Source organism: Pseudomonas salicis (assembly GCF_057128705.1).
In genome coordinates, this window is the sequence record NZ_JBSKHU010000005.1 from 504,911 (window position 1) to 524,249 (window position 19,339).

Annotated in this window: 15 protein-coding genes; 8 read left to right on the top strand and 7 right to left on the bottom strand. The window is 59.9% G+C overall.

Annotated elements, in window-relative coordinates:
- Nucleotides 1-4: 4 nt before the first annotated feature.
- Nucleotides 5-424 (bottom strand): hypothetical protein, encoded by a 420-nt coding sequence (locus ACWKWE_RS20695; protein WP_483851548.1) that lies wholly within the window; start codon nucleotides 422-424, stop codon nucleotides 5-7.
- Nucleotides 425-641: 217 nt separating this feature from the next.
- On the bottom strand, nucleotides 642-1,490 hold the full coding sequence (nadC, locus tag ACWKWE_RS20700) for a carboxylating nicotinate-nucleotide diphosphorylase (RefSeq protein ID WP_483851549.1): 849 nt from the start codon (nucleotides 1,488-1,490) through the stop codon (nucleotides 642-644).
- Between the two features lie 387 nt (nucleotides 1,491-1,877).
- On the opposite strand from nadC, the gene ACWKWE_RS20705 reads away from it, so the two are divergent.
- The 6 genes from ACWKWE_RS20705 (at nucleotide 1,878) to ACWKWE_RS20730 (ending at nucleotide 10,689) form a co-directional block, all read left to right on the top strand.
- Nucleotides 1,878-4,136, top strand: coding sequence for a DUF1631 domain-containing protein (locus ACWKWE_RS20705; protein WP_166597099.1), 2,259 nt, complete (start codon nucleotides 1,878-1,880; stop codon nucleotides 4,134-4,136).
- Between the two features lie 216 nt (nucleotides 4,137-4,352).
- Entirely contained in the window at nucleotides 4,353-4,901 is a 549-nt protein-coding gene (gene ampD, locus ACWKWE_RS20710) for a 1,6-anhydro-N-acetylmuramyl-L-alanine amidase AmpD (protein WP_483851550.1), read from the top strand.
- Between the two features lie 15 nt (nucleotides 4,902-4,916).
- Nucleotides 4,917-5,753 (top strand): regulatory signaling modulator protein AmpE, encoded by an 837-nt coding sequence (gene ampE, locus ACWKWE_RS20715; RefSeq protein WP_483851551.1) that lies wholly within the window; start codon nucleotides 4,917-4,919, stop codon nucleotides 5,751-5,753.
- A 193-nt stretch (nucleotides 5,754-5,946) separates the two neighbouring features.
- The gene (surE, locus tag ACWKWE_RS20720) at nucleotides 5,947-6,720 is read left to right on the top strand and encodes a 5'/3'-nucleotidase SurE (protein WP_483851552.1); all 774 of its coding nucleotides are present in this window, start codon (nucleotides 5,947-5,949) and stop codon (nucleotides 6,718-6,720) included.
- Between the two features lie 262 nt (nucleotides 6,721-6,982).
- Nucleotides 6,983-8,407 (top strand): putrescine-ornithine antiporter, encoded by a 1,425-nt coding sequence (gene potE / locus ACWKWE_RS20725; protein ID WP_483851553.1) that lies wholly within the window; start codon nucleotides 6,983-6,985, stop codon nucleotides 8,405-8,407.
- Nucleotides 8,404-10,689 (top strand): Orn/Lys/Arg family decarboxylase, encoded by a 2,286-nt coding sequence (locus ACWKWE_RS20730; RefSeq protein ID WP_483851554.1) that lies wholly within the window; start codon nucleotides 8,404-8,406, stop codon nucleotides 10,687-10,689. The genes potE and ACWKWE_RS20730 overlap by 4 nt, the downstream gene beginning before the upstream one ends.
- A 127-nt stretch (nucleotides 10,690-10,816) precedes the next feature.
- Here the strand turns inward: ACWKWE_RS20730 and ACWKWE_RS20735 are convergent, their stop codons facing one another.
- Nucleotides 10,817-11,242 (bottom strand): hypothetical protein, encoded by a 426-nt coding sequence (locus ACWKWE_RS20735; RefSeq protein ID WP_483851555.1) that lies wholly within the window; start codon nucleotides 11,240-11,242, stop codon nucleotides 10,817-10,819.
- 52 nt (nucleotides 11,243-11,294) lie between these two features.
- Between ACWKWE_RS20735 and ACWKWE_RS20740 the strand changes: the two genes are divergently transcribed.
- Nucleotides 11,295-12,158, top strand: a complete 864-nt coding sequence (locus tag ACWKWE_RS20740; RefSeq protein WP_483851556.1) for a LysR family transcriptional regulator — start codon at nucleotides 11,295-11,297, stop codon at nucleotides 12,156-12,158.
- A gap of 9 nt (nucleotides 12,159-12,167) precedes the next feature.
- On the opposite strand, the gene ACWKWE_RS20745 is transcribed toward ACWKWE_RS20740, so the two are convergent.
- The 3 genes from ACWKWE_RS20745 to ACWKWE_RS20755 form a co-directional block, all read right to left on the bottom strand.
- A complete protein-coding gene (locus tag ACWKWE_RS20745) occupies nucleotides 12,168-13,013 on the bottom strand; it encodes an HPP family protein (RefSeq protein ID WP_483851557.1) in 846 nt (281 codons plus the stop codon).
- A 388-nt stretch (nucleotides 13,014-13,401) separates the two neighbouring features.
- Nucleotides 13,402-13,683: a hypothetical protein gene (locus tag ACWKWE_RS20750; RefSeq protein ID WP_483851558.1), complete on the bottom strand. Its 282-nt coding sequence runs from the start codon at nucleotides 13,681-13,683 to the stop codon at nucleotides 13,402-13,404.
- Between the two features lie 433 nt (nucleotides 13,684-14,116).
- A complete protein-coding gene (locus ACWKWE_RS20755; protein WP_483851559.1) occupies nucleotides 14,117-15,295 on the bottom strand; it encodes a sugar transporter in 1,179 nt (392 codons plus the stop codon).
- Nucleotides 15,296-15,690: 395 nt separating this feature from the next.
- Here ACWKWE_RS20755 and ACWKWE_RS20760 point away from each other — a divergent pair, with 395 nt between their 5' ends.
- On the top strand, nucleotides 15,691-18,354 hold the full coding sequence (locus ACWKWE_RS20760; RefSeq protein WP_483851560.1) for an autotransporter family protein: 2,664 nt from the start codon (nucleotides 15,691-15,693) through the stop codon (nucleotides 18,352-18,354).
- Here ACWKWE_RS20760 and ACWKWE_RS20765 read toward each other — a convergent pair.
- On the bottom strand, nucleotides 18,344-19,291 hold the full coding sequence (locus ACWKWE_RS20765; RefSeq protein ID WP_483851561.1) for a LysR substrate-binding domain-containing protein: 948 nt from the start codon (nucleotides 19,289-19,291) through the stop codon (nucleotides 18,344-18,346). The two genes, ACWKWE_RS20760 and ACWKWE_RS20765, sit on opposite strands and share 11 nt — an antisense overlap.
- Between the last annotated feature and the right edge of the window lie 48 nt (nucleotides 19,292-19,339).

The following is a 19,339-nucleotide window of genomic DNA, read 5'->3' on the forward strand; positions in this document are numbered from 1 at the left end:
GACCTTAAAGCGTCCAGTAGCTCAAAACCCTGTCCTTGCCGAAATGAATGCTCAAGCTATTCCCGTGGTTCTCGACGTCGCCATTCACCTTGCCGGCGGCGGTTGACGCGGCGTTGGAGGCTTGGTTGGCGGAGCTGGCCACGCCCAGTGCACTGCCGACGGCACCTGCGCCAGGGATGTAGCCGACCAGGTTCGAGGCGGCGCTCAGGTTGCCGGTTTTATCGTAACTCCAGCGGTAGCTGCCATCTGAGTAGGTGGTCTGGTTGTCGGGCACGCCGTAGATGGCCTGGACTTGGGCCTGGGTGGTCTTGTGCGGAATGAGGTGGCTTTGGACGTAAGAGGCGCTGAATTTGTCTTCGCCGCCCATGGAGGCGCAACCGGAGATGAGGGTGATGGCCAGCGCGCACAGCAGTTTTGTTTTCACAGAAATTCTCCTTCCCTGAGTGGTAATCCAATTATTAGAATTTGTTACAAATTTGAATAATTCGCGATTCTAGCGAGAGAAGTGGGTTTTTCAACTGAGAAAAGGTGCGGCAGTTCGCATTTTCTGCCGTGCAGCGGGCCGTTCGTCTTGAACATGATGCTTGGGGGATGCAGGGCGCCGGTGGGGGCGACGCCCGATGGCGACGTTATTGCTTCAGTCAAATGCTCAAGCGCATCGACAAATCCACCGCCTTTATATCCTTCGTCAACGTCCCGATGGAGATGTAATCCACACCCGTTTCCGCAATCGTGCGCAAGGTCGCGTCCGTGATCCCGCCGCTGGCTTCAAGCTTGGCGCGACCCGCTGTCAGGCGTACGGCTTCGCGCATGTCGTCGAGGCTCAGTTCGTCGAGCATGACGATGTCGGCGCCGCCCTCCAGCGCCTGCTTCAACTCATCAAGGCTTTCGACTTCGATTTCCACGGGTTTGCCGGGGGCGATTTTGTGGGCGGCCGCGATGGCTTGGGCGATGCCGCCGCAGGCTGCAATGTGGTTTTCCTTGATGAGGAACGCGTCGTACAGGCCGATGCGGTGGTTGTGGCAGCCGCCGCAGGTGACGGCGTATTTCTGGGCCAGGCGCAGGCCGGGGAGGGTTTTGCGGGTGTCGAAGAGTTTGACCTGGGTGTCGGCCACCATGTCCGCATAGTGCTGGGCGCGGGTTGCGACGCCGGAGAGCATTTGCAGGAAGTTGAGCGCGCTGCGTTCGCCAGTCAGCAGCGAGCGGGCAGGGCCTTCGAGGTGGAAGAGGGCCTGGTTGGGTTTGACCCGATCGCCGTCGGCGACTTGCCAATGCACCGCGACGCGCTGGTCCAGCTGACGAAACACGCTGTCGACCCACGCTGTACCCGCGATCACTGCGTCGTCGCGGGAGATGATGGTGGCCTTGGCCAGTCGCTCGGCGGGAATCAGTTGGGCGGTGATGTCGCCACTGCCCACGTCTTCGAGCAACGCACGGCGCACGTTGGCTTCGATTTCGGCGGTCAGCGAGGCAAGACGTAGATTCGGCATATCGGACTCCACTTACTAAGTGCCCGGAGTATAAGGCAGTCGTCTGTACCAACCCACCTGTCTCTCACCCCTCAAATGAATGCATGACCTGCACTTTGTCGGTTTTTTCGCCGTTGATGCGATGGAACGGGATTTCCGTGGTCTATCGGCTCACGTAAGCCTTTGCCCACACCTATATTCCTGGAAGGGCGAAGACACCGCTGGCTAGCGGGCAAATTTTGAAAGATACTTCGCCTTGTATTTGACGTCATAGGTTTGACGTTCTGCCTGTACACCCCAGGGACTACACATTGCGCGATCCGTCCATGTGGAGGTTAAGCCTCCACTGGCGATCAGGTTATGGCTGTTGCAGTGGCTGATTTGGTTGAGTTTGACGAGGGGTCCTTGATGCAGAACGACGGTAAAGTAGTGCCTTTGAGCAAGTCGGGTCCGGATCAGCCGGGGTCTTCGCCTGTCGCTCGGCTGCCCGTCGTCCTCCTGCAAGTGCGCGACAAGGCCGCGCAGCAGCTGAAAGAAAGCCTGCAAACCCTGTTCGATAACGCCGACGACACGCTGTTCGAGATGGCTGATCGGGCGCATAACAATGCCGAGCAGAACATCTTCTTCGAGGCCATGCGCGACCTGCGGCTCAAGCGAAAGAGCATCGAGCGCAATTTCCTCGACAAATTCTTCGAATCATTTCTGCGCCTTGGCCAGTACGAAATCTCTGAGCCGATCCTCAACGAGCCTGTGTCCTTCGACAAACTTGCGCTGGTCCACAATGACGACCTTGAGCGTACGGTGGCCGTCGATGCGATGGTGACCAAGGTGGTCAACCGCGACGGCGTGGCCCTGAGTCAGTTGACCACGCGCCTCAACGAGCTGATTCCTCAGCCGGTCACCGACGAAACCAACCCGCTGGGTCCTACACTGCTGTGCGATTTCTTCTTGCAGGCGGGTCGGAATCTGGGCGTTGAAATCAAGGTCAAGCTGATCATCCTCAAGCTGTTCGAGAAGTACGCGCTGGCCGACGCCGATCAGTTGTACGAAGCCGCCAACCAATTGTTGATCGCCGCCGGTGTGTTGCCGGATTTGAAAGTGCTGCCGTCGCGTCGCTCGACGGACCGTTCTTCCAGCGCTGCGCCGACGGGCGAGGCGCAACGGGCTGACAGTGCCGCGCTGGTTCAGGCTGCCGAAAAGCTCGACAAGAGCGTGCAGGAAGTGTTTTCGGCGTTGCAGGAATTGCTGGTGCATGTGCGTGGCAACCTGACGCCGCGCCCTGCCAATGCCTCCGCCGACAGTCGGCCGATTTCCAGCCCGGACCTGCTGCGTCTGCTGTCCCATTTGCAGCAGCACGTGCCGCGCGCCGAGGTGCCGGATGATTTTGATCTGCGTGCTCAACTGGAGCAGTTGATCAGCCGCGTCAGTGCGCGCAGTGGCAAATTCCGCACCGTGGGCACGGTCGATGAGGACGTGATCAACCTGGTGTCGATGCTGTTCGAATTCATTCTCGACGACCGCAATCTGCCGAGTTCGCTGCGCGCACTGATTGGCCGCTTGCAGATTCCGATGCTCAAAGTCGCCGTCATCGACAAGAGCTTTTTCAGCCGTGGCAGCCACCCGGCGCGCCGTCTGCTCAACGAAATCGCCTCGGCGGCGTTGGGCTGGGGCGGGCGTGACGACAGCCAGCGGGACTCGCTCTACACCCGTATCGATCAAATCGTGCAGCGCCTGTTGCATGACTTCGTTGACGATCCGGCGATCTTCACCGAGCTGTTGGTGGATTTTCTCGCCTTCACCAGCGACGAGCGTCGTCGCAGCGAATTGCTCGAACAGCGTACCCGCGATGCCGAAGAGGGCCGGGCGCTGGCAGAGTTGGCGCGTCAGCGGGTGCAGCAAGCGCTCAATGATCGTCTGCTCGGCAAGACCCTGCCTGAAGTGGTCGTGCGGCTGTTGCAGGAGGCCTGGAGCAAAGTGCTGCTGCTGACGTGCCTCAAGCACGGCGAGCAATCCGGCGAGTGGAAGGCCGGTTTGCAGGCGATGGACGATCTGATCTGGAGTGTCGAGCCTCACGACGAAGCCGATGCTCGTCAGAAGCTGTTGGAGCTCGTGCCGGGGCTGCTCAAGTCGTTGCGCGATGGCCTCAGCAGTGCGGCGTTTGACCCGTTCGCCACCAGTGAGTTTTTCAGTCAACTCGAAGCGTTGCATGTGCAGGCGTTCAATCACGTTGCGCGTACGCCGGAAGAAATTGCAGCCGCCGAGCAGCTTGAACCTGTCTATGACGAATCCTCCGACGGGCCTTCGATGATGGCGGTGGTCGAAGAAATCGTGCTGGTCGCGCCGGGCGAGCAAGTGCTGAGCGAGCCTTCACTGCATTTGCCGGAGAACGACGAAGGCTTGTTGCAGGTCGACAAGCTGCGTCTGGGCAGTTGGGTCGAGATTCAGGAAGACGAAGACCACAAGCTGCGCTGCAAGCTCGCGGCTATCGTGGAGCCGAGCGGGCGTTACGTGTTCGTCAACCGGACCGGCATGAAAGTGCTGGAGAAGACGCGCATGGGGCTGGCGGTCGAGTTTCGTCGCGGGACCATTCGTGTGCTGGATGACTCGCTGTTGTTCGACCGGGCGCTGGAGTCGGTGCTGGGGAATCTGCGCAAGCTCAAGGGCTGATGAGGCGGACTTGTCCCTGTAGGAGTGAGCTTGCTCGCGATGACGGATCTTCTGACGCTAAAGCTACTGCGGATGTAAGTGCCTCTTCGCGAGCAAGCTCACTCCTACAAGGGGGCAGGTGATTCATTCGGATGCATGTTGCCTGTTCCCGACTCCCACATCCCCTCTCATCGCGGGCATACTGGCCGCTGTCGATTCACGCTTTAAGGACCCTCCATGCAATTGGACCCCGCCACGGGCTGGTGCCACGGCGCGCACTTTTGTCCTTCGCCGAATTTCAATGCTCGCCCCGAAGCGGAAATCTCGCTGCTGGTGATCCACAACATCAGCCTGCCGCCTGCTCAGTTCAAGACGGGCAAGGTTCAGCAATTCTTTCAAAACCGGCTGGATGTCACAGAGCACCCTTACTTTGAGGGCATCGCCGAACTGCGGGTTTCTGCGCATTTTCTGATCGAGCGTGATGGCGAGCTGACCCAGTTCGTCTCTTGCCTTGATCGTGCCTGGCACGCTGGGGTTTCCGTGTTCGAGGGCCGCGAGACGTGCAACGATTTCTCCATCGGCATCGAGCTTGAAGGCACTGACGATCAGCCTTTCACCGATGCGCAATACGAAACGCTGAGCGCGTTGACCCGGCAGTTGCAGCTGGCCTGGCCTGCGATCACGACGCAACGGATTACGGGGCACAGCGACATTGCGCCGGGGCGCAAAACCGATCCGGGCCCGTGTTTTGACTGGTCGCGTTTTCGTTCGGCATTGCAGGACTGAATCAAGGAGCAGGTGATGAGTTTTCTGGTGTTGCTGTTGGCCGTGTGGATCGAGAAGTTTTCTGCGCTGCGGCAGCGTGTTCAGCGTGATGCCTCCTGGCTTAATCAGTTGGGGCGGCTTGAATCCAATCCCCGTACGGCTAAACGTCCTTGGTGGATTCTGACGCTGACGGTGCTGCTGCCGTGCCTCGTGTTGGCGCTGGTGCTGGTGATTGTCAGCTCGGTGGCCTACGGCTGGCTGGCACTGCCGATTCATCTGTGGGTGCTGATCTACAGCCTGGGGCGCGGCGATATCAAAGCCAACCTCGGATCGTTCCGCGACGCTTGCCGGCGAGGGGACCAAGAGGCTGCGGTGCTGGTCGCGGATCGTGACTTGGGCGTGCAGGCCGAGAATGAAGAAGATCTGCTCGGCGGCGTGCAAACCTATTTGCTGTGGCAGGTCTATCAGGGCTTTTTCGCCGTCATCTTCTGGTATTTCGTGCTGGGGCCTGTGGCGGCTTTGGCATACCGGCTGCTGGCACTGGCCTCCGAGCGCGGCAAGACGCCTGCGCTGATTGAAACGGCCACGCAGTTGCGCCACGCCTTCGATTGGGTGCCGGTGCGTTTACTGGCCGCGAGCTTTGCGTTGGTGGGGAATTTCGTCGCGGTCAGTCGCGTGATGCTCAGCGAATTGCTGAACTGGAATATCAGCGCATCGGCCCTGATCACAAAGGTCGGTTGCGTGGCGGGCGAAGTGCCTGCGCCGGTGGTGGGCGTAGAGGGGGTGAACAGCCTGGACGTGCTCTGGGAATTGCTGATCCGAGCGGCCATCGTCTGGTACGCCGGATTTGCGCTGTTCACGTTGTTTGTTTGAAGTTTTTGCAAAAAATGTCGTCTGACACCGAATCCTGTAGGAGCGAATTCATTCGCGAAGATGTTTCAGGCGACAGAGTTGCGCCGAATGTAACGGTCAATCGCGAATAAATTCGCTCCTGCAGGTGCTCACATCGTTGTCTGAAAGTTGTGACCTCTTTCGAAACATCCATCCTCTGCCAAGGAGACCCCGCATGTCCCATCCGCGTATCGCAAGCATCCTGATCACCAACGACGACGGCATTGACGCACCGGGGCTTGAAGTCCTGGAAGCGGTGGCGCGGGAGTTGGCCGATGAAGTCTGGGTCGTCGCACCGGAGCAGGATCAGAGCGGGATCTCCCATGCCCTCAGCCTTCATCATCCCTTGCGAGTGAAAGCCCGAGGCGAGCGACGTTTTTCGGTGTCAGGCACACCGGCGGATTGCGTGGCCATTGGTATCCGTCAGTTGATGGAAAAACCGCCGCAGCTGCTGCTCTCGGGCATCAACAAAGGCGCGAACCTCGGCGTCGAAACCATGTTCTCCGGCACCGTCGGCGCGGCGATGGCCGGCCTGCTGATGGGGGTGCCGTCGATTGCCCTGAGCCAGTTTTTCACCCGTCGCGATGCGGTGAAGTGGGGCACTGCCCGCGCGTTGGCGCCTGACGTGATTCGCCGATTGATCAGCCTGGAATGGGCCGCTGACGTTTGTATCAACGTCAATTTCCCGGACGTCGAGCCGCAAGAGGCCGGGTCGTTGCAGATCACCCGCCAAGGCATCGGCCGCATGGACGGCCTGAACATCACCCAGCGCACCGACATGCGCGAGCAGGGTTACTACTGGCTCAACATCGACCGTCACGAACGGTCCGATTTCGACGACAGCGAAACCTTCGTCGTGACCCATGGCGGGATCTCCGCCACGCCGTTGCGTTTCGAGCGCACCGATCACGATGTAATGGAACGCTTGAAAGACAGCCTTCCTCAATAGTGCGCAGTTTGCTGGCGGCAGCGATCTTGAAATCGCTGCCGTCGGCAAGCCGGACCCAGACAGCCCGTTCACTCCGTCTGGATAATCGATCCATTCGAGCGATTTCTGTCCTATTCAAACACGGCCATTCACGTCGCTACTTATTGCGAAGTTATGTAATAGATGGCTCTTCGCTACTTGCTGATAAAGTCTGACTTTCTTGCTTAGTAACAAACCTTTGCTATAGCTAAAGCCTCTCAGTTCATCTTAATGAGGCAACGGAATGTCAGTCGCAAAGAAAATGAGCGTGGGACAACTGACCATGTTGACGGCCGTCAACATGTTGGGTTCCGGCATTGTGTTATTGCCCACCAAACTCGCCGAAGTCGGCGGTATTTCAATTCTCTCCTGGCTGATCACGGCCACCGGCTCACTGGCGCTGGCGTATGCGTTCGCGCGTTGCGGCATGCTCAGTCGCAAGACGGGGGGCATGGGCGGGTATGCCGAGTACACGTTTGGTAAATCCGGGAACTACATCACAAATTACACTTACGGCCTCTCATTACTGATTGCCAATGTGGCCATCAGTATTACGGCGGTGGGGTATATCCAGACGCTGTTCGATATAAAGCTGGGCGCGGTGCAAGTCGGCCTCGCGACGATCGCATTGTTGTGGATTACCACTTTTGCCAACTTCGGCGGCGCGAGCATTACCGGCAAGATTGGCGCTGTGACGGTGTGGGGCGTCATCGCCCCGGTGGTGCTGGTCTCGACCATCGGCTGGTTCTGGTTCGACAGCAGCATCTACGCGGCGGGCTGGAACCCTCACGACAAAACCTGGTACGAGGCCGCGGGCGCATCGGTGGCAATCACACTGTGGGCGTTCCTCGGGCTGGAGTCGGCGTGCGCCAACGGTGACGCTGTGGAAAACCCCGAGAAGAACGTACCCATTGCCGTGCTGGGCGGAACGCTGGGCGCAGCGGTGATCTACATCGTGTCCACCAACGTCATTGCGGGCATCGTCGAAAACGCCGAGCTGGTCTCCTCCACCGCGCCTTTCGGTCTTGTGTTCGCCAAGATGTTCAACCCGCTGATCGGCAACGTGGTCATGGGTCTGATGGTGCTGGCCTGCATCGGTTCGCTGCTGGGCTGGCAGTTCACCGTCGCGCAGGTGTTCAAGAGTTCGGCAGACACCGGTTACTTCCTGCCGATCTTCGCCAAGGCCAACAAACACGGCGTGCCGATCATCAGCATGCTGATCCTGCTGGCAATGCAGACGGCCATGGCCCTGCTGACCATCAGCCCCGACCTGGCCAAGCAGTTCGACACCCTCGTGAACCTCGCGGTGGTCACCAATCTGGTGCCGTACATCCTGTCCATGGCGACGCTGATGACCCTGCAAAAAGTCTCGAACGTGCCCGCCAACAAGGCACTTATCACCAACATCGTTGCCTACATCGCTGCGGCCTACAGTTACCTCGCGCTCTACAGTTCCGGCGAGCAGGCGCTGATGCTCGGCGGCGTGGCGACCATCGTCGGCTACACGCTGTTCGGTTTCGTCAACACGCGACTGATCAAACTGGAGGCCCTCAACAATAGCGTTCCGACCCAGACCGTGTCGGCGCAGCACATCGTAGGCGAGCCGATCCCCGTGAACAGCTTGCCGCTTAACACCGTAAATCAGGCCACATTGGAGACTCAACCATGACGGAATACAGACACCTGCTCGGCATGCTGGCGCTCCTGGTTACCAAGCAGCCCGACAAACGCAGCGTGTTCGGCCGGGCCTTGATCCAGCTGATCAGCGATGTCGAAGAACGCTCCATCAGCGTGCTGACCTCGGAGAGCCTGAGCGACGCCAAGTCGATCCTCAGCACCGACCCGGCGATCCAGTGCGTTCTGCTCAGTTGGGAGATGGACGACAGCCCGGACCACCAGGAATGCATCGACCTGCTCACCACCCTGCGCGAGCGCAACACCCGGGTGCCGGTGTTTTTGATCAGCGACCGCAGCACCGCGTCCAGCGTGCCACTGATCGTCATGCAGCACGCCGACGACTTCATCTGGCTGCCGGAAGACACCAGCCGCTTCCTCAGCGGGCGCATCATGGCCGCCATCGAACGCTATCGTCAGGCGGTGTTGCCACCGATGTTCGGCGCGTTGCTCAAGTTCGCCCGCAGCTACGAATATTCCTGGCACACACCGGGGCATGCGGGCGGCACGGCGTTTCTGAAAAGCACTGCGGGCCGGGCGTTCTACGAGTTTTTCGGGGAAAACTTGCTGCGCTCTGACCTTTCGATTTCGGTCGGCGAACTCGGCTCGTTGCTCGACCACAGCGGCCCCATCGGCCAAGGTGAGCGCTATGCGGCCAAGGTTTTCGGCGCCCATCGCACGTACTACGTGACCAACGGGTCGTCGATGTCCAACCGCGTCATCCTCATGGCGAGCGTCACGCGTGATCAGATCGCTCTGTGCGACCGCAATTGCCACAAGTCCGCCGAGCACGCGATGACCCTGTCGGGTGCGATTCCGACCTATCTGGTGCCGACCCGCAACCGTTTCGGCATCATCGGCCCGATCCTGCCGCAGACCTTGAGTGCCGAGGGCGTAAAAGCCGCCATCGCTAACAACCCATTGGTAAAAAGCCACATCGACCCGACGCCGGTGCACGCCATCGTCACCAACTCCACCTACGACGGCCTGACCTACAACGTCACCCGCGTCGAAGAGCTACTGGGGCAGAGCGTCGATCGGCTGCATTTCGACGAGGCGTGGTACGGCTATGCGCGCTTCAACCCGCTGTACAAGGACCGCTTCGCGATGCACGGCAATCCGGACGATCACGACCCGACGAAGCCGACCGTGTTCGCCACGCAATCAACCCACAAGCTGCTGGCGGCGCTGTCTCAGGCGTCGATGATTCACGTGCGCAACGGGCGCAATCCGATTCCTCACGGGCGCTTCAATGAGTCCTACATGATGCACGCCTCGACCTCGCCCAATTACGCGATCATGGCTTCGTGCGACGTCAGCTCGGCGATGATGGAGGCTCCCAGCGGACAGATTCTGACCAACGAATCCATCGAAGAAGCCATCGCGTTCCGCCAGGTGATCTCGCGCATGCAGAGCGACATGCTCAGCAACGATGACTGGTTTTTCTCGTGCTGGCAGCCGCCGTCAGTGCCGGTCGGCGCGACCTCGATTCCGTTTCACGAAGTCGATCCGCTCAAGCTCAAGACCGACCCCAATTGCTGGGTGCTGCACCCGAATGAGGTGTGGCACGGCTTCGGCAACATCGAAGACGGCTACTGCATGCTTGACCCGATCAAAGTGTCGATCCTCAGCCCCGGCATGGGCGACGACGGCAACCTGCTCAATTTCGGCATCCCGGCGTGTGTGCTCAGCGCGTACCTCGGGCGGCAGGGGATCGTGGTCGAAAAAACCACTGATTTCACGATTCTGTTTTTGTTCTCCATCGGCATCACCAAAGGCAAGTGGGGCACGCTGGTGAACGCGCTGTTGGACTTCAAGCGCGACTACGACACCAACCTGGAACTGGAGCTGTGCTTGCCCGATTTGCTGACGGCCAACCAGCAGCGTTACACGGGGATGGGCTTGAAGGACTTGTCCGAAGAAATCTTCGCGGCCATGAAAAAGAACAAAACCACAGCGACCATGGCCCAGGCGTTCGGCACGCTGCCCAAGGCGGAGTTCAGCCCGGTGGAGGCGTACGAAAAACTGGTCAGAAACGAAGTCGAGCAAGTGACGCTGGAAGAGGCCGCCGGCCGCATCGCCGCGACAGGCATCGTGCCTTATCCGCCCGGCATTCCGCTGCTGATGCCGGGCGAGCACGTAGGGGCCACCGACGGACCGGTGCTGGCGTATCTCCGGGCGCTGGAGAGTTTCGACAAGTCGTTTCCGGGGTTCACTCATGACACCCATGGGATCGAGAGCGAGGCGGGGGTTTATCGGTTGTTGGTGTTGAAATAGAGGCTTGAATCTGTGGGAGCGAATTCATTCGCGATGGGGCGGTGCGAGCGACACATTTCCGTCGCCTGAATGATCGTCATCGCGAATGAATTCGCTCCCACAGTTGATTTGTTGTGCTACGACTACCTCAATTGCTTTGAATCTTCTGCAACGCCTGCTGGGTCAATGACACACACTCCCGCGCCCCGTCATCGTTATGCCGCGCCAGTGCCGATTCGGCGCGGTGGACGGTGGTGTCGACGTCGCTTCTCACGGCATCGCTGAGGTTGGGCTTGGCGACTTTTGCATCTCGAACTTTGCTCAGATTCATCTGGCACTGGCTGTTGTCATCGTTGGCAGTCGCCGTGAAGGGCAGGGCGAATGCAGTCAGGAGCAGGCCGGTGAGCAGGGAGTGTTTCATGTTGTTTTCCGCAGAAAGGTAGGTAAGGGGTTCGTGATCTGTACGAACCTGCTGCATGAGACAGCGGATTTCGGATTTCTGCCAGATGGCTAATCGCTTTAACTGCAAAACCCTCAGGACTTCCCGCTGGACGGCAAGCCACTGCGCTACCATGTCGCGGCGTCCTGATTCGTGACGCTCCGAAGCCAGCCGCCGAGCCGCCCCGATGGACATTGACCTCGCCCGTACCTTCCTCGAAATCGTTCGCCACGGCAGCCTGATGGCCGCCGCCGAAAAGCTGCATGTCACCCAGACAGCGATCACGGCGCGGGTGCAGAAACTGGAAAGTCACCTGAATTGCACGCTGTTCATCCGCAATCGTACCGGCGCCAAACTGACCCCCGACGGCGAAGCGTTCGTGGTGTTCGCCAATCAACTGGTTCAGACCTGGGACGCTGCACGGCGCGAGTTGCCCTTACCGGATGGCTACCGTCACGTGCTGCGGGTGGGCGCCGAAATGAGCCTGTGCAACCCGTTGATGCTCAGTTGGGTGCGCGAGATCAGGAGCTCGATCCCCGAGTACGCGCTGCATTCCGAAGTGAAGGACGGGGATGCGCTGATGAAAGACGTCGAGCGCGGGGTACTCGATGCGGCGCTGGTCTACCAGCCCGCGTATTGGCCGGGGTTGCAGGTCGAAGAGTTGCTTGAAGAAAAGCTGATTCTGGTGCGGGTCGTCGGCAAATCCGAGCCCTACGTGTACATCGACTGGGGCCCGGCGTTTCGTCAGCAACACGATGCCGCGATGCCGGAATATTCCCGAGCCGCTGTCGCCTTCAACCTGGGCCCATTCGCGTTGCAGTACATTCTGGACAATGGCGGCGCCGGTTACTTTCGGACACGGGTGGTGCAGTCCTACATTGATCGCGGAATCATGGAACGCGTGCCATTGGCCCCGGAGTTCAGCTATCCGACCTATCTGGTCTATTCGCGGGAAAACCCTTCATCGACGCTGCAAAAAGCGGTCGAATTGCTGCGAGAGATTGCGCGCGAGAAGGGTGATTGGTCCCAGCGCTGGGACCCGTTGATTTGAGGCCGTGCGTCAGTCGATCAGGCTGATGATGCCGATCACTTTGCGATCCGCGTCGAGGACCGGCAGGTACATGCGGCCTTGTCCGCCCAGCATCTTCATCACGTCGGCCACCGAATGCTCAAGCGACACGCCTTGCGTGCTGCGCTCGATGATCTGCGCTGTATCGATGTCGGTCCGGTTGCGGTGCTGCGCGTGAGCCTCGGTCTTGTGCAGAATCGCCTCAAGGTCCTCCCGCGACACGTCGACGAAGGTGCCGACGTCATCCAGCGCCTTGTCCAGATCGGCGCTGTTGAAGTGGCTGACTGACGACTCAGTGGATGGCGCGGGCGTCGCATTGGCCTGCGCGCGTGGGTAACGCATTCGCGTCAGGTTGTTGTAGACCAGCGCCGTCACCAACAGGCAACCGGCGTTGAGCATGATCGGCAGCAGCGCTTGCCAGTCCGGACCGGTAAGCGCCTGGCTCGATGTGACGACGCTGAACGCAACGCCTGCCGCCGGTGGATGCAGGCAGTGGCAGACGCACATGCTCAGGATCGCCAGAAAGATCGCCACGCCGATGGCGGTGATGCTGCCGCCAAACAGGTGAAAACACAGCAGCCCGACCAACGCCGATATCAAGTAGCTGCCCATGATCGCCCAAGGTTGCGCCAATGCACCGGTGGACACGGCAAACAGCAAAACCGCAGAAGCGCCGAGAGGCCCCAGCAGATGCAGCGTTGCCTCGATGCCGAACAGTTGGCGGCTGAGCAACACGGTGACGAGAATGCCAAGACCCGCACCCAACGCTGCACGGGACCATTCAGCAGGGTGGGTGTTGAGGGAGTGAGGGATGAAGCTGCGCAGAAGCGTTTTCAAAACGAGCGATTCCGGGGTGAAAAAGGAGTTCGCCGGTCGCGGCTGAACTCCTGCACAAAAGGGGCAAGTGCGATTGATTTTTCAAAGGGCGGCAGACAGTGGGGCATTGTTGCGGCAATGACCCGGTCGCCTTGAAGCGGGGTCGATTGTGGTCAGAAAACCCCACTTAGACAAATGCGAAATAATGCAGCTTCACTTCAGCAATTTTGAATTATTGGCGATTTTCATACGCGGATACGACCACGGCTCAAAGAAGTTGAACTGAAGCGGTGGGTGCAACCAGGGATGTCTGAGAGACGAGGGGAGGCGTGGGGGATAAAGCAACAGGCCATTGACCTGGCGGGCATCGAGGTTTGATCTCGTACCTGCCGGCATCAATGGCCTGTGGTTACAGACTGCGCGACTGAGCCTGTTGACGGGTTCGTTGGGCCGGGCGCGCGGCTTCGATTTCCAGCAAGTGGGTGTTCAACACGTTCGTCAAAAACCGGAACTGATCGTTGAACCCCACCACTTCGTTACTGAAGTGGTTTTCCGCTGCGGGCATCATGAAGGTATCGAAACGATTGTCTTCGACAAGGCCGTGGCGGTCTTTGCGGGTGATGACATGTTGTGAGTAGTAGTTCTTGCCGAACTTGGGAAAACTAACGTGCAAGGTGACGGCTCGGGTCATGTCGATAACTCCGCATCAAGCTGAAAAAGCAAAGGTAAAAGCTGCTGATAAGTGTCAGCTACTTGGCCTTAGTTGGCCGGTGCCATAACACGATTGACCTTTTCGTCCGCCGTGGCTTGCACGGGTTCCAGCGCGAAAAGTTTGAGGGCGACGACGTAGCTGGTGAAAGCTGTCAGCGTCAAGCAAGTCAGAAGATGAATAACCATTTTTCCTGCCCTCGGTCGTGTTTGGGTGTGAGGGCGATGTTACGCCCCTCAGTTTTGAGCGGAAGGCAATCGCGGGAATGTTGGTTATCGATGGGAATGATGGTTGGCGAAGGAACTTGGCCTGAGGCAGGCCCTGTGGGAGCAGTCGGAGGTTACGACGGCCGCGATGCGTCATGTCTGACACACCGCGTTCACTTATCTGCGGATCCCCGGCGCTTGATGGGCAATCAGGCTCGGATCGTCTCGCTATAGCGATAGGTCGCCACGCAAGCCAGTGCCAGGCCGCTGAGCGCGACCAGCCCACCGACCAGGCCGATATTGGCGACGCCCAACTGGCTGATCACCATGCTGCCCAGCAACGCGCCGCCACCGATGCCGATGTTGTAGATGCCCGAGTGCAGCGACATCGCGACGTCTGTGGCGTCCGGCGCCATGGCCAGCACCTTGGCCTGCATGACCAGGCCGAAACACATGATCGCCATGCCCCAGACCACGCTCAGCGCCGCAACCCACGAGGCCTTGCCTGACATCGGCAACAGCAAAATCAGACACAGCGCCAGCGCGCCGATGGCCGCAATCAGCAATCCGCGTGGATAGCGGTTGTTGTAGCGACTGAACACGATCGAGCCCAAAACGCCTGCACCGCCGAACAGCAAGAGGACGATGGTGATCATGTCACCGCTCATCTTCCCGACGATCTGTGCGAAAGGTTCGATGTAGCTGTAGGCCGTGAACTGCGCGGTGATCACCAGCGCCGTCAGCACGTACAGCGACACCAGCGCCGGGCGTTTGAAGAGGATTGGCAGGCTGCGCAGCGAGCCCGAGTTCTGGCTCGGCAACAACGGTAGCGATTTCATCAACACCAGTACGGTCAGGGTCGCCGCACCGCCAATGGCCAGGAATGTTGTCCGCCAGCCCAGCGTTTCGCCCAGCACCCGTCCCAGCGGAATGCCCAATACCATCGCCAGTGATGTGCCGGTCGCAAGCAAGCCCAACGCCTGCACCTGTTTGCCCGCAGGCGCCACGCGCACGGCAAGCGACGCCGTGATCGACCAGAACACCGCATGGGCCAACGCAATCCCCACGCGACTGACCAACAACATCCCGAAGTTCGACGCCACACTCGACATCACATGGCTGGCGATGAACAGGATGAACACGAACATCAGCAACTTGCGCCGCTCGATGTTGCGCGTCATCAGCATCATCGGCAGCGACGTCAACGACACGATCCACGCGTACACCGTCAGCATCAGACCCACCTGAGCGGTGGTCATGTCGAAACTGTGGCCGATGGCGCTCAACAACCCGACCGGCACGAATTCCGTGGTGTTGAAAATGAAGGCCGCGAGGGCCAGCGCGATGACGCTGAGCCAGCTACCCGTTTGAGCATCGGTCGTGTTCATGAAAGGACGCATCAGCCTCAAGGAAAAAATCCGACAACAAAGCCGCCAGCCTCACACGCAAAACGCCGACAAGCAGAAACGCCGCGCAGGGTGGTAAACCGAGGCGGTGTAGGCAGTCAGCAAACTATTATGGGTATGGGGGGTACGACCAGATGAGGCGCAGTGTACGTGGTTGTTAACGTTGTCACAACGGGGTGACCCCTGCGTCAAAATGGCCCACTCGCAGGTTCGCTAATCAATCATTCGCCCTTCATTGCATCTTGCCGCTCACTTGACGCGCCCTCGATGCTGAACTTATCTGGATAACTATAGGGAGTCACGACTCGATGCAGCTGTTCGCATCGGTATCTAAATGGATGTAAATATCTCGGGTATATCCCGCAGGAGTATTTCTGATGAAACGGCCCATTGGGGCTAGTGTCAGCAATATTCTCTATTTGTCTTGCGTATCTATGTTGTTATTGCCAGCCACGGAGATTAATGCCGCCTGTTCGCTCACCCCGAGTGCAGGCAATGACAGCTATGTCTGCGACAGCGGTACAAGTGCGGGAGTGACCGACTTACAGGGCAGCAACACCCTGAACTTCCCCGCTGGGGGCACCGGCACCATTAACGGCGATGTGCAGTTGGGGCCGGCAGCAGATCAAGTGCTGATGGATTCCGGCACGATCCAGGGCCGCCTCGACATGGGGGATGGCGCCAACGTGCTGCGTATCGGCGCAGGCACCGTCACCGGCGCCGTCCAGCAAGGGGCGGGGCCGGATATCTTCCAGATGACCGGCGGCTCGATCCTCTCGCTTTCCCAAGGCGACACCCGCGACACCTTTTTCATGAGCGGCGGCACCATCGTCGGCGCGTTCGAAGATGGCGATGTGGCGACCATGACCGGCGGTACGATTGGCCGCGTCGACATGAAGCTCGATAACAACATCTTCGACATGTCGAACGGGCGAATCATCGGCAATCTGGTGACGGGCTTGGGCCGGGACATCATCATCGTGTCGGGAGGCAGTATCGGCGGCAACGTCAGCGTAAGTGGCGGCAACGACAACGTCACGGTCACCGGCGGCGTCATTTCAGGTGAGATACGCACCAGCCTTGGCAATGATGTGTTTGTCTGGAACGGCGGCGGGCAGATCAACTCCGCCGTGCTGATGGGCGATGGCGACGATACCGCGCGGGTGGCGAACCTCACTGAAAGCCAGCTTGCGGCCACGCCGTCACTCGATGGTGGTCTTGGCGCCGATACCCTGACCTTCAGCAACACCCCCTCAGGCAACCCCGCCCGTTACGTGGGTTGGGAAACCGTCAACCTCAACGACGGGTCGCGCCTGGACCTTGGCAACGGCAGCTTATTCCTCGGCGACAGTGCCAGCGCCACTGGTACCTTCAACATTGATGGCAGCAGCATACTGACCTCGATACAAGGCGCGGTTCGTCCCTATCAAGCGGATCAACTGGCCACCCTGAACAATGCCGGGGTCATCGACCTGACCCGAGGCAGCTCGGTCGCCGGTGACACCTTCAGCGTGTACGGCAACTACGTCGGTGCGGGCGGTCAGTTGTGGGTGAAGACGGTACTCGGCGATGACCAGTCGGCCAGCGACAAACTGGTCGTCTCCCAAGGCTCGATCAGCGGCCATACGCAACTGAGTGTCACCAATCTCGGTGGCCTCGGCGGGCTGACCCAGTCCAACGGTATCGAAGTCGTTCAGGCGCTCAACGGGGCCACCAGCACAACCGACGCCTTTGCCCTGAAAGGCTCGCTGTCCGCAGGCGCTTATCAGTACTACCTGTTCAAGGGCGGCGTGACGGCGGGGACTGAAAACAATTGGTATCTGCGCTCCTCGGTGGCGGCCGTGGGGCTGTTTTCCGTCCCGCCTTCGGCGCCCGTGGCAGTCGTGCCGCCTGTGACCACCCCCGTCGCCGCAGCGCCGCCCACCGTGAGCGCCGACGAACCGCCCGTTGAAGCACCGACCGCTGCCCCTGTGGCGCCGCCTGATCCGCCGGCTACGTCTTCAACCGCGCAGGCCGCGACCTCACCCGAACCCGCCGCCACTACACCGCCGGTTCCGCAGGCCGTCCCGGGTGAAGCGCCCATTGCGTTGTATCGGCTCGAAGTGCCTGTCTATTCGGTCATCGTGCCCGCTGCGCAGATGATGACACTGTCTGCCCTGGGGACCTTTCACGAGCGGCAAGGCGATCAAAGCCTGCTGGCTGAAACCGGCATGGTGCCCGCCGGGTGGGGGCGCCTCTATGGTGATGACCTCAAGAAAAGCTGGTCAGGCACTGCGTCTCCCCGTTTCGATGGCTCGACGCAGGGCTACCAGATCGGCCACGACCTCTTTGCCTCCGCCCTCGACGCCGGTCAGACGCAACGCCTCGGTTTCTTCGTGGGCCAAAGCCGTTTGCGCGGCGACGTCCAAGGCTTCGCCGAAGGCTTCCAGCACCGCAAGGCCGGCCATCTTAAACTCGAAGGCGACCACGTCGGTGCGTACTGGACATTGGTCGATCCGAGCGGCTGGTACCTGGATGCCGTCGCCATGGGCACCCGCCTGAACGGCACCAACCGCTCCGACCGCGGCGTCAAACTCGACACCGATGGCCACGCCGTCACCCTGTCACTGGAAAGCGGCTACCCGCTGCCGATCTCGGAACACTGGATACTCGAACCCCAAGTGCAAATTATCCGCCAACGCATCGACCTGGATAAACAGAACGACGGCATCTCCGACGTCGCCTTCGACGCCCAAACCTACTGGACCGGCCGACTCGGCGCGCGCCTCAAAGGACGTTACGTCGTCAGCGGAACTCCCGTTGAGCCGTACCTGCGTGCTAACGCCTGGCACACCTTCAACGGCCGGGACACCGTCACCTACAACGGCGTGGACCGTATCAAGAGCGAGCATCGCGCATCCTCGGCCGACATCGGCGCGGGCGTTGTGGCGAAGCTGTCGACCAGCGTCAGCCTGTATCTGGCCGTGGATTACAGCGCAAACCTGGACAGCGAGGTGTTGGAGGGCAGCAGTGGAGAGGTGGGGGTTAGGGTCAGTTGGTAACCGTTTCGCGTGTCTGCCGTTCAGGCGCGGCAGCAAGCGTGGCATCAGCGTCCGTCCCGGTAAGGATCATTCGAAAAGTGCCCACCAGAGGCCTCAGCGTCACCCGATGCCACGCCGCCCACAGTGGCATGGTGAAGGTCAGCCATGGCAGTTCCCGGAACACGACCCCCGGATGCGCCGACTGGTTGAGGCTTTTTTGAGTCATCGCAATGCCCAATCCTGCCGCCACCAAACCTAACGCCGTATAAGGCTCGGCGGCCTCCAGACGAATCTCCGGCGTGAAACCGGCGCGGATGCACGCGGCGACAAAGTCATCATGAGGATTCTGGCTCTGGCTCGACTTCACGCCGATCCAGTCGAGGTTTTCCAGATTGGCCGGGGTCAGCCGCTCGATGCTCGCCAGCGGATGATCGGCGGGCAGTGCGAGCAGCATCGGGTCTTCCAGCAATTGGCGGCACGTCAGGTCCGGGTCGTCATCGACAGGAGGCTCGCTGACCAGCGCCACGTCCAGGCTGCGCTGGCGCAGGCCTTCCAGTTGATCCGCCGAACTGAGGTTGTACAGCGCGACGTGAACCCCCGGCCGAATGGCGCGCACTTCACTCAGTGCCTTTGGCAGCACGTTGGCGTGCATGGCGTTCTCGATGTAGCCGATGCACAGACCGCCTTCTTCACCGCGTCCCAGGCGCTTGCCCAGCGACTCCAGCCGATCGGCGTGTGTCATCAATGCCCGAGCTTCGGTGAGGAAAGTACGTCCATCCACTGTCAGACGAATCCGCTGCTGAGTGCGCTCGAAGAGGATGAGACCCAAGCGCTCTTCCAGTTGCGCGATCTGACGGCTTAGGGGCGATTGCGAGATGTGCAAACGCTCAGCGGCGCGACCGACATGCTCCTCTTCGGCAACGACGACGAAATAACGAAGCTGGCGCAAATCCAACATGGCGATGCTCTACAGGTCTCAAGTGTTGCTTATTGTGTCTTGGACGGT